An 11356-nucleotide genomic window follows, 5' to 3' on the forward strand; every position below is an offset into this window, starting at 1 on the left:
GGAGATTCCGGCCCTTTTCAGGAAAATCTGGATTTCTGGATTTATTTTTCAGGCATAGCGATCCACCGACACGGCCTGTTTCCGTGCCAGAATGGCTGGGTTGGTTCCATAATGCGGTTTGGGGTGGGAAGGAACCCGTTCGGCATGTTTTTCGGAACCGCCGTTTGGATAGACCTTGAACAGATTGTCCACCTTTTCCTTGATGGCCCGCATCACGGGTTCGGCTTTGGTTTGCGTATCGATCTGTTCCCTGGCTGCGGCAACTTCCTTTGCGTTGCCTTGGGAGTTGGCCGAGTCGTTCCACGGACGCAGGATGCCATCCGGGGCCGGTTTGGCTGGGACCGGGCGATCACCGGTCACCTTTTGGCCACCCCGCAAAAGGGGTGGGAGAGTTTTATCTTCGGCACCCCTGCCGTCGCGGTTACTTCCTGCATCACGCCAAGCGGGTGGTGTTGGTGAAGATTTCCCGGCGGCAACCGCTTTGCCGTCACCGAGAGAGAGGGTCGAGGCCGGTTCTTGCCACGCAGACCGCCCGGCATCCGTCTGACGGGGTTCTGGCCGCTCAACGGCTTGATCGTTCACTTCTGGTTGAATTTGTTGCAAGGCTTGCAAGCCTTGCAGATGGGTGATTTCCATGTCTTTGACCTCCTGCACTCAATTTCGGTCGCCAACCCGAATACCTTCCCTGGCGGAGGTGAGCTGTTCATTTTTACAGAGCCAGCCCGTACCCGTGGCTTGCTTCATGGATCGGCAAAAAGGGGGGCGGAGTTGAGGAGTTTTTTGTGCCTCGTTCAGGAAAACAGGATGGTCGAAAGTTTGGAGCGGTAGGCCCGGACCAGGGGATGGGTTGGTCCCAGCATGTCGAAGGCCTGCAACAAGGCCTTGCGACCGGCGTCTTCCTGGAATGTTCGATCCCGCCTGACCACCTCCAGGAACTGATCCATGCCGGATTCATACTGTTGCTGGGCGATCAGGGCGCGGCCCAGATCGAGAAGCAGGGACAAATCGTTGGGGTTGGCCTGAATTTTTTTTTGGAGCTTGCCAATATCGATGCCATCATTCTGGAAGGTCAGGCGGGCCAGAATGGTCTTGGCCTCGGGACGGTCGGCATCCTGCGGAGAAAGATTGCCAAGGGTGGCACGGGCCTCGTCATTCTTGCCCATGGCCATCAGAACCTGTGCCAGTCCCAGGATGGAATTGACGTGCCGTGGATCCTTTTCCAAGGCGGCACGAAACTGCGTCTGTGCCCCTTTGAAATTACCCTGGCGAGCGAGTTGGATGCCCTGGGTTGCCAGCTTTTCCGCAGCCGATGGAAGGGCCTTGTCGAGAAACTTGCGCACCGCCGACTCCGGCAGGGCACCCGTAAACCGGTCCGCCACCTGTCCATCGACAAACAGCAGCACTGCCGGGATTCCCTGGATACCAAACTCCTTGCCCAATTGTGGATTTTGATCGGAATTGATTTTGGCCAGGACAAACCGGCCATCCATTTCGATGGCCAATTTTTCCAGCAAAGGACCCAAGGTCCGGCATGGTCCGCACCAGGGTGCCCAAAAATCCACCAGTACCGGCACATCCAGTGAACCGTCCAACACCAACTTTGCAAAGCTCCCGTCGTCTACATCAATGATCCATTTGGATTTAGCCATGATCGTCCGTCACCCTTCATCATCTTGTCTGGTCAGGATTTTTCATCGCAGAACTTTTTGCGACTCCGCATGTCCATCAGGCTGGACATACTCGACTATTTTTCTGCAAAATGCAACGTGTGCCGGGCGTGGTTGGAAGTGGGACCTGCTGCTTGCAAAGAGCGGAAAAGGTTGACATCACCCGTGCCGGGACGGTAGAAGAGAGAAGCAGAAGCAGCAGCAGCAGGATGAGCAGTGGAGCAGAGTGGACAAAGGACCAAAGGGGAGAGCCATGAGTATTGCCACGACTTTCGACACGCATGCCTTCATCAAACGCTTCAAGGCTGTTGGGTTTTCTGAACAACAGGCCGAGGAGGTTGCGACTGCGCTGCGCGAGGTGCGTGATGCACGCATGGAAGATTTGGCCACCAGGGGGGATTTGGAACACACCATCGAACTTGCCAAGGCGGAATTGCGCAAGGACATCGAGGCATCCAAGGCCGAAATTATCAAGTGGATGTTTGGTGTGGCCGCTGGGCAGTGCGTGTTCATCTTCACCATCCTCAAGATGCTTCCCCTGCGCTGATGTTTCATTTCATCTTCGGCCTTGTTGCCTACGCTGCGTTCAATGTTGTTTTCATGTATTTTGCCGGATTTCTGGCCAACTTTTATGTGCCAAAATCCATCGATGCCCCGCTGACCGGTAGCGACCTGTCACTGGCGCTCACAATCAACTTGGTATTGTTGGCCGTTTTTGCCCTGCATCACAGCATCACACCACGCCATTTTTTCAAAAAATGGCTGTTGCGGCATCTTCCCGCCCATCTTGAGCGAAGCGTGTATGTTTTGTTGGCTTCGGTGTTGCTGGCCCTGGTCATGTGGCAATGGCAACCCATGCCGCAGATGCTTTGGCAGGTGGAAAACATATGGGGAAAGACGATCCTCCTGGCCTTGTATCTTGTGGGTGTCGTGGCTCCCCTGGTGGCCTCTTTCCATATTGATCATTATGACTTGTTTGGTCTGCGGCAGGTCCAGTGCTATTTGTTGAATCGCCCCTATGTATCCCCCCCGTTTGATGAAAAAGGGCTGTACAGGCTCGTGCGTCATCCCATCATGCTGGGCACCTTGATTGTGCTTTGGGCAACCCCGGCCATGACCATGGGACATTTTTTGTTGGCCCTGTTTTTGACGGGATATATTTTTGTCGGTATCTTTTTCGAGGAGCGGGATTTGTTGCGCACCATCGGTAAACCCTATGACTCGTACCGAAAGAGGGTGCCAATGCTGTTTCCGTTCCTGAAGCGCCCATGATCTTCGACCATGGAAAAAATAAAAGCGTCCGTCTTCTCCGTAAAAATCCATGCAGAGCGAAATCCGGAATCTACCCCTCCCTGTGGCTGATTCACGTATTTTTTACAAGATTTCTCGACGAGCATGCTTTTCAGGTCTGAATATTTCCCGAAAACATTCATGCTTTGATGAGGCGATAGGTCCGTAGTTTTTCAATCACCTTGTCTTTCTTGACGGGTTTGACAAGATAGTCAGTACATCCTCCTTCAAGGAAGGCTTTGACCATGTGTCCTTCGGTGTCCAAAGCCGTTACCATCATGATGATCGTCTCGCGGTCATTGGGACGCAGGGTGGTTTCCAGCTCGCGCATTTTCTTCAAGGCCATGTGACCATCGAATTTTGGCATCATGATGTCCAGACAGACCAGGCTGTAAGGTTCACCATGAACCAGGGCCATTTCGAAGATTTCGAAGGCCTCGCGGCCATTGGTGGCATGATCGCATCGTCCATACGGCGAGAGAATATGGTCCATCAGTAACCGGTTATGGGCGTTATCATCTGCGATCAGGAATTTCATGTCCGTGGCTTTCCCGGTTCAGAAAGGTCAGTGGCATTTCGTGCAAAGTTATCTAAGAGAATTCTAGCGATCTTGGCAGAATAAAGCAATCATGAAACATGCCGTTTGATGGTTTCTGGATTTAAATAGTTTCAGATGGAAATCCAACAAAGTTCCTGGTGTCAAATGTATTTCGAAATGGTTTTGATGGGTTGCAAAATTTTAAGAAATATTCAGAATGGATTTCATCATTGGTACCAGTAGGGGGTTTTTTGTGTCCATGGGGAGTTGGGATAGTGTTTGTGGAGGAGGTTCCAGGCCTGTCGGGGCTGATCCCCTTTTTGATGGCTGAAACGGCCACAACGCACCAGAAGATGGAGTGCCTCCGGGGCCAGAGGTTCTTCCGGGTGGGAACGCACCCAGGGCAGGATACGGGCTGCGGTCCAGGCCAGAACACCTGGCAAACGGGACAGGCGATCCTGCTCCCGGATGGCCTGCTGCATCTCCTTTTTCTGGATAAAAATGGGAGGTTGCACACTGAATTCATGAAACACACATGTGGGGCAGAGGATATGGTGCAGACGGGTATGATCCCTGGCCATATCGGGATCATCTTGCTGGGCAGGGAACTCATCCTGGGCGGGGGTCACGGGATCGGCCCACCAGCGTCCGTGATGATGACCGATTTCATTTCTGGGATGGAAGTAACCAAATCCGGGCCTGAAATCGAGATTGGCACCAGGCAGCCGCAAGATTGCCAGAGCAGCCAGAAACGCACGTTCATTTTCTTCCTGGCTGGCCGTAAAACGGGTGAAAATGGGGTTTGTTTCCGGAAAATGGTGGGCCAGTTCCGGGGCCAGATCGGTGGCCAGATCCAGGCGGTTCAGGACGATGGCTCTGACCCAGGCCAGCAGAATCGTATCGCGATGCAAGTGGCGTGGAAAAGGGTTTTTCAAGGCGATGTCGTGCAGGCGTTTGATGGGAATGCTGGTATTGAAAATTGAGACGACATCCGAATCAAAATATCGGGGGTCCTGTTGCAACTCTTTTCTGATATTCAATAACCGTTGGGTAAAATATTTATTGTAATCCTCTGGAAGCAGGGGAACGGCAATCCGGCTTTCCGGATCGGAAATTTCATTGAAATTGGCCACGTAGGCCGCCCGACGGGTGGCATCCAGCAGCCAGAGATGTTGCGTGGGTGCCGTTGCCAGGCGCTCGACGAGAAACAGATTGCGGGAGATGGTATCCAGGTCGGGCAGGGCCAGCACGTCATCAAGCATGGAACGGGCTTCGACGAGGCGATTGTCCTGGATCAGGAGACGTGCCAGGTGCCATCTGACAGTCAGATAGGCTGGAGATTCTGGCGGAAGATACTGCCCGGCTTGTTCCACCTCGGAACGCCAGGGGTCATCCACCCGGGTCATTGCCAGGGCAACCACCAGCCAGGGCAGGGTGCCTTTTTTCTGCCAGAGATGAAACATGGCTTGGGGGTCAAGAGGTGGTTTTTCCGTTGTTACAGGTTGCTGCATTTTGTTGGAAGTGGGGCCTGTCTGGCAGGTCCCGTATTTGCGAGGATTCGTGATCTGTCTGTGCAAATAATTGGTTTGCGACCGGCGGATCCGGCTTTGGCAGGTTTGATCATAAAGTTGCAACCATGTGCCCAGATCGGTCTTTTGTTTTTTTCTGGTCAGCAATAATATAAAATCGTGAAATTCAATGGCGGCATCCGGAGAGAGTTGCGGAGCCAGCAGACGGTGTTCCAGGGTTGTGGCCAGGGTCTCTGGTTGCAGCAGATAATCGATGCGATTGAGGGTCAGGGATGCGGTCCTCTGATAGGCCGTTTGGCGGGAATCTTTCAACATGGACTCCAGAATGAGACGGGCCTGGGCCAGTTTTTCCCGCGCCGGCCCGGACAGGGGAGGTGGTGAAAAATCGCCAGGAGGATCAAACTCCCGTTCCCTTCGCCAGGAGGTTTCGGCTTCTCTCTGGCAGAGTTTGGCCATGTGAATCAGGGTTCTGGCCTGAAGATAAATGGCCAGAGCCTGCCACGGAGATGTGGTATCGGCAGCAATTTCCTGAAAAGCTGCCAGGGCCTGGGGCAAACGGTTTTGGTAAAACAAAGCCGCCGCCCGTTGATAGGCCCGGTCAGCCTGAAGCCAGGGGGAAACTGTGCCAGGCAGGAGATCCGGCGTCTGGTTGGCGTTGTTGCAGTTGGCGAAAACCATCTCCTGTCCGCGAACCCATTCCCGAACTTCAGGGTGATCCGCACCGTGGGACCGGATACGCTCCTGCAAGGTTTCGGCAGCCACCTTGAAGGCATCCGGGTGACAGATGCGCATCACCGTGTCGTCATCATCAACATAATAATTTTCATCGGATCGATAGTATTTAAAGGGTTTTCTGGACCTGGATGCCTGCGAAAAGTCTTTGACCGGTTCGTTCACCAGGGCACGCACGGTGTTCCACAGTTTGTTTCCATCCGTTTCTGGTGCCCTTGATTGTTGAGGGGCTTCAGGTGCAATCCAGGTGGTGGCAGGCCCCAGCAGGAACAACTCATGGTCGCTGCGGCTGACCGACAGCCCCAGCAACTGCCGATAAAAAACAAATCGTTGGCTCAATGACCAATCGGAACGCAGGATGCCCGGTCGGGTGGCCGTCAGGCGCGTTGGCCAGCCAGGGTCCAATCCCTCCCTGCCAACCATGACCACTTCAGGAACACCCACGCCAGAGGCGTGAACAGACATTGCGATGCCCAATCCGACCAGCATGAGAGCAACAGATGAAAACAGGGACCATGATCGTCTTTGCCGGGAGTGTACGGAAAGATGCGGGGTGTGGTGCATGGGGTTGTCCAAGAAAATAGGGTGTTCATGAAGGTGTAAATCCAGATTATACAAGGTCAAGCGCAGAGTGGTCAAGCGCAGAGTGGTCAAGCGCAGGGTGGTCAAGCGCAGGGTGGTCAAGCGGGGTTCCGGGTCTCATGAAGTGATCCGGGAAAGCATGGTGTGCAACAAGGTTGGAGTCCAGGGTTGGGGAGCGAAAAGATAGATGCGCCGACCTGCTTTGGGAAGAGACAGGGGTTCATCGGTGGCCAAACCAAGGCTTTGATGGCAGACTGGTTGCCGAAATTGGCCCCCTGCTGCCAGCCATGCTCGCAAAAGGGGGGTGGCTTCGCTGCCCATGCGATAGGCCATGGGGACAATTTCGTCTACCGGCAATTTTTCCAGCCACTGCTGTTCCATGCACCAGGATGCCAGTGCCGTAATGGAAAGGGGGATCTCCGTCGGCCACTGACGGCGCAACTCGTTCAACAGGGCACGGTAAAACGGGCGTTGGGACAGGGAGGCTTCAAAATCAAGCTGCATGGCTGCCAGACGGGGATGACGCCATATTCCCAGGATGGCCTCGGTCGTGGCGAGCAGGTGCGATTCCTGGAGCGTGGTGCCCGGTCGAACCTCCAGGCGGACCACCGCCACCCGAATGGTATTGGTCGGAACCCACAAGGGATTACCCCGGGGTTGTTCGCGAATTCCCCGCTTGTCCACCAGGATATGCGTGGCGAGAAATGCCACCCCCACCTGGGCGGGATTGATAAAATCCAAATCTTCCGGACGATCCCAGGCCCAGATCATGACGGGTGGCAGGGGGAGGGGAGAGATGGGATGGTACCGCGCCGCGTCCGTGACCAGGGTGAATGGCAACAGCAGAATGAAAACCCATCCACCCACCTGCCGCCGGCAGGTCATTAAAACATTGGGCATGACATTTAATTTTTCCTTCGCCGGTCACGGGAAAGAATTTACAATACCTTCCCAGTGAATGATTGGTTATAAAATTTGATGATGGACCACGGAACAATTGTATCGCGAAAGAGGCGTGTGGCACGGGACAGAAGCGTATATTGAATTGCCGATGGTTTGCAAATGGTTTACACTGCTTTTGCGCCAAGAAAGGATCCAGGATCATGGTCGCTCAAGAGTTGTTGCGTTTTCGCAACATGTTGCAGGACGAAGGGGTCATGTTTTGCTACAGCGGCTATGTCACCGAGGATGTGTTGTCGGGCATGGGCAAGGCTCTGCGCAGCAAGCTGACCATCGACACCGGTGACAAAAAAATGGTCCGGAATTTGTTCTCTCTGTTTGTCGAACAGGTACAAAACATCATCCGCTATTCGACGGAGCGCGAACAAGATACGAGTGGCGACAAACCAGAAGAAATCTCTTTTGGCGTCGTCGTGGTTGGAAAAGCTGCCGACGGACGCTACTATGTCAATTGTGGCAATCTGGTTCATTTGACGGATGTGCCGCGTTTACGAGGGAAGCTGGATCACTTGCGTTCTCTGGATCAGGATGGCATCCGTGCCCTTTACAAACAGGTTCTTAAAGGAGATGTTCCCGAAGGGAGCAAGGGAGCCGGCGTGGGATTCATAGACATGGTCCGCCTGGCTACCCAAGGCTTCGAGTATGAATTCATCGAGGTCAATGCTGACAGCGCATTTTTTTCATTCAAGGCTTACGTTTAACGACACCTGCATGGGACACCAACATATGGACAATATTCATATCAAATCCTCCGAACGGGCACCCGCCATTGATTTTGACTTTTCAAGCAACCAATTTGCCTTGCAGGGCGAGTCCTATCCCGAGAATGTCGCGGAATTTTATGGTCCGATCCTGAACAAGTTCAAGGAACATGTCACCGGACTTGCCGGAGCCAGTCTGATCTTTGACTTTGATCTGATCTATTTCAACAGCTCCAGTGCCAAAGTACTCATGGGATTGTTCGACACCCTGGACCAGGTTGCTGCCAAAGGCAACAAGGTGGTGATCAACTGGCATTTTGAGGCGGACGATGACAACATGCAAGAACTGGGTGAAGAGTTTGGCGAGGAACTGTCCAACGCCGAATTCAATCTGGTGCCCAAAACCGCACCTTGAATATACCTGGAACTTCCTGGACTGCTTGCAGGCATGTCCCATTGTATCTATTCAGAACCCCTGCAAAAAAAGAGTTTGATATGAAAGACTTTGTTGGGGCTCCGCTTCAAACCCCGCCAGGAGGAAGGGCACAGCCCTTCCTCCTGGACCTCCATCCCTGTTTTTCAAACGTTTTTTAGCAGGGAAGCTGAATAGTTACGTCCCATTCAAGTCTGAAGGGTGCAAAACCAGGATGGGTGCCACCGGATACCGTCGGGAGTCGCATGCATGAGTTATGATGCTTTTGAAGAGGAACAACAGATCCTGGATGCCGGTGATGCCCTGCTGGAGCGGTCCGATTTGACGACGGAGGCGTTGCGCCAGGCGTTCTTGGTCCATCATGCGGCCTACCGCAAACTGATCAAGACAACCAGACGGTTGGTCAAGGTAAACGACCGCAACGAAGAGTCTCTCAAGGATGCCAACCTTCAGGTCAGAAAACAGCAAACCGAGTTGCAGGAAGCCCATGCCGAACTCGGTCGCCACGCCGAAGTGCTGGAAGCCAAGGTGCGTGATCGTACCAAGGCGCTGGTCTACTCCCAGGACAAACTGCAAAAACTGGTCGAATTGGGCATAGCCCTTTCTGCCGAGCAGGATTTGAATGTATTGCTCAAGCGCATTTTATGGAGTGGCAAGGAGATCAGTCAGGCCGATGCGGCCACGCTCTATCTGCGCACCGAAGACAATCATCTGCGTTTTGCCCTGCGTTCCAAGACGGATGAAATGCCCAGTTTTACCATTCCCTTGTACGATCCGGTCACGGGTCAGCCCAACCTGAACTATGTGTCCACCTGTGTGGCCTTGAGCGGGGAGTCGGTGCGGATTGATGATGTCTATCAGGAGACCCGATTCGATTTGTCCGGCACCCGGAAAGTGGATGCCGAAACTGGTTATCGCACCGTTTCCATGTTGACCGTATCGCTTAAATCCCGCAAAGGGGAGTGTATCGGAGTCTTGCAACTGATCAATTCCCTCGACCAGGAAACCGGTGCTGTCCAGCCGTTCGATGCCAATCTGACCGGATTTGTCGAAGCCCTGGGAGCCCAGGCTGCCATTGCCCTGGATAATCTGTATCTCATCAAGGCCCAGGCAGAACTGTTCGATTCCGTGATCAAGATCATTGCAGCAGCCATCGATGCCAAATCCCCGTATACCGGCGGCCATTGCGAGCGGGTGCCGGAATTGGGTCGCATGCTGGCTGAGGCCGCCTGTCAGGAAACCACGGGACCATTTGCCGAATTCAGCATGGATACCGATGCCTGGCGGGAATTTCATCTGGCGGGTTGGTTGCACGACTGCGGCAAGGTCACCACGCCGGAATATGTCGTGGACAAGGCCACCAAGCTGGAGACCATCTACAACCGTATCCATGAAATCCGGACCCGTTTCGAGGTGTTGCGCCGGGATCGTATCATTGATTTTCAGGAACGCCTCCTCGCCGGTGGCCAGCGGGATCTTTTGCAGGCAGAACTCGATCAGCAGTTGCAGAAACTGAACGAAGATTTTGCTTTTGTTGCCGAAAGCAATGTCGGTGGAGAGTTCATGAGTCCCAGCCGCCTGGCGCGCCTGGAGCAGATTGCCGCCATTGAATGGACACGGTATTTTGATGACCGTCTGGGAATCTCCGAGGGTGAACTGGAGCGGTTGCGGGATGTGCCCAAAACACCGTTACCAAACCGGGAAAAGTTGCTGGCCGACAAGCCGGACATGATCGTGCCACGCAAGACACACCCCCTGTCGTATGATCCGGCCCACTGGGGCTTCAAGGTGACCGTCCCGGAGGCGTTGTACAACTATGGAGAATTGTACAATCTGCGCATTGCCCGGGGAACCTTGACCGAAGAAGAACGCTTCAAGATCGTCGAGCATGTCATCAATACCATCGTCATGCTCGACAAGCTGCCGTTCCCCAAAAACATGCAGCGGGTCAGTGCCTTTGCCGGTGCCCACCACGAGACCATGATCGGCACCGGTTATCCGCGCCGCCTCAAGCGCGATGACATGCCGGTGCAGGCCCGCATCCTGGCCATTGCCGATATTTTCGAGGCCCTGACGGCCTCGGATCGCCCCTATAAAAAGGCCAAAACCGTCAACGAGGCTTTGCGCATCATGAAATTCATGTGCAAGGATCAGCATATCGATCCGGATTTGTTTGAACTGTTCGTCAAGAGCCAGGTCTGGAAAAGTTACGCCGATATTTATCTTCATCCACACCAGATCGATAAGGTGGATTTGGCTGCCTATCTGACCTTGCCGGAGAAATGTGTTTTGCCTCAGTTGAAATCCGACAATTCCATCTTTTGGTTAAGCTATATATGATGGCTGCCAATCGGAGGAACAAGTCGTGTCCAAAAGACGAAAAAATTACTCACCCCAGGAAAAGGCCAGCATCCTACGGGAGCATTTGATCAACAAGGTTCCGGTCTCGGATCTCTGTGATCAACATGGCATCCATCCCACACTTTTTTACAAGTGGCAAAAGGTCATGTTCGAGGGTATGAACTCACTTTTTGAACCAAAACAAGATGTTGATGCATCAAAACACCGAAAACAGATTGAGACGTTGAAAGAGAAATTAGCCAACAAAGACATGGTGATAGCTCAGATCATGGAGGATTACGTTGCGGTAAAAAAAAGTCTTGGGGAAATCTGATGCGCTCCTGGATTTCCCCAGAGACCCGTGATGAAGTGGTTGTTTTCATAAGGCGTTATGCTGAGTTGACTGAAATTCCCGTTATCCGTCTCATTGGTTGGATTGGAATTGGCCGCGACAAATTCTATGCTTGGTGCCATCGCCATGGTCAGGTCAATTGTCACAACGGTGCCATTCCTCGGGACTTTTGGCTTGACCCATGTTCGTCATCTGTAGTGCAAAATCTGATTTATTTCAATATTTTACTAAA

11 protein-coding genes are annotated in these 11356 nt (G+C 53.2%); 6 read left to right on the forward strand and 5 right to left on the reverse strand.

All coding sequences use genetic code 11. The features are described from left to right. Nucleotides 1-48: 48 nt before the first annotated feature. The gene (locus HQL65_07220) at nucleotides 49-636 is read right to left on the reverse strand and encodes a hypothetical protein (protein ID MBF0136014.1); all 588 of its coding nucleotides are present in this window, start codon (nucleotides 634-636) and stop codon (nucleotides 49-51) included. A gap of 155 nt (nucleotides 637-791) precedes the next feature. Next, entirely contained in the window at nucleotides 792-1649 is an 858-nt protein-coding gene (locus HQL65_07225; GenBank protein MBF0136015.1) for a co-chaperone YbbN, read from the reverse strand. Between the two features lie 271 nt (nucleotides 1650-1920). Here HQL65_07225 and HQL65_07230 point away from each other — a divergent pair, with 271 nt between their 5' ends. Together HQL65_07230 and HQL65_07235 are read left to right on the forward strand one after the other, a co-directional pair. Then, complete coding sequence (locus HQL65_07230; protein ID MBF0136016.1) at nucleotides 1921-2214, forward strand: DUF1640 domain-containing protein; 294 nt, start codon at nucleotides 1921-1923, stop codon at nucleotides 2212-2214. Next, complete coding sequence (locus HQL65_07235; protein ID MBF0136017.1) at nucleotides 2214-2939, forward strand: isoprenylcysteine carboxylmethyltransferase family protein; 726 nt, start codon at nucleotides 2214-2216, stop codon at nucleotides 2937-2939. Before HQL65_07230 ends, HQL65_07235 begins: the two co-directional genes overlap by 1 nt. A gap of 157 nt (nucleotides 2940-3096) precedes the next feature. Here the strand turns inward: HQL65_07235 and HQL65_07240 are convergent, their stop codons facing one another. The 3 genes from HQL65_07240 to HQL65_07250 form a co-directional block, all read right to left on the reverse strand. Continuing rightward, nucleotides 3097-3495, reverse strand: a complete 399-nt coding sequence (locus tag HQL65_07240) for a response regulator (protein MBF0136018.1) — start codon at nucleotides 3493-3495, stop codon at nucleotides 3097-3099. Between the two features lie 227 nt (nucleotides 3496-3722). After that, nucleotides 3723-6440: a hypothetical protein gene (locus HQL65_07245; GenBank protein ID MBF0136019.1), complete on the reverse strand. Its 2718-nt coding sequence runs from the start codon at nucleotides 6438-6440 to the stop codon at nucleotides 3723-3725. A gap of 15 nt (nucleotides 6441-6455) precedes the next feature. Continuing rightward, the gene (locus HQL65_07250) at nucleotides 6456-7238 is read right to left on the reverse strand and encodes a DUF3142 domain-containing protein (GenBank protein ID MBF0136020.1); all 783 of its coding nucleotides are present in this window, start codon (nucleotides 7236-7238) and stop codon (nucleotides 6456-6458) included. 203 nt (nucleotides 7239-7441) lie between these two features. Here HQL65_07250 and HQL65_07255 point away from each other — a divergent pair, with 203 nt between their 5' ends. The 4 genes from HQL65_07255 (at nucleotide 7442) to HQL65_07270 (ending at nucleotide 11106) form a co-directional block, all read left to right on the forward strand. After that, nucleotides 7442-7999, forward strand: a complete 558-nt coding sequence (locus HQL65_07255) for a hypothetical protein (protein MBF0136021.1) — start codon at nucleotides 7442-7444, stop codon at nucleotides 7997-7999. Between the two features lie 25 nt (nucleotides 8000-8024). Then, nucleotides 8025-8414 (forward strand): DUF1987 domain-containing protein, encoded by a 390-nt coding sequence (locus HQL65_07260; GenBank protein ID MBF0136022.1) that lies wholly within the window; start codon nucleotides 8025-8027, stop codon nucleotides 8412-8414. A 267-nt stretch (nucleotides 8415-8681) separates the two neighbouring features. Then, the gene (locus HQL65_07265) at nucleotides 8682-10772 is read left to right on the forward strand and encodes a GAF domain-containing protein (GenBank protein MBF0136023.1); all 2091 of its coding nucleotides are present in this window, start codon (nucleotides 8682-8684) and stop codon (nucleotides 10770-10772) included. A 25-nt stretch (nucleotides 10773-10797) separates the two neighbouring features. Beyond that, nucleotides 10798-11106: a transposase gene (locus HQL65_07270; protein ID MBF0136024.1), complete on the forward strand. Its 309-nt coding sequence runs from the start codon at nucleotides 10798-10800 to the stop codon at nucleotides 11104-11106. Nucleotides 11107-11356 lie beyond the last annotated feature (250 nt).

It is taken from the genome of Magnetococcales bacterium (assembly GCA_015228935.1).
Taxonomy (GTDB): domain Bacteria; phylum Pseudomonadota; class Magnetococcia; order Magnetococcales; family DC0425bin3; genus HA3dbin3.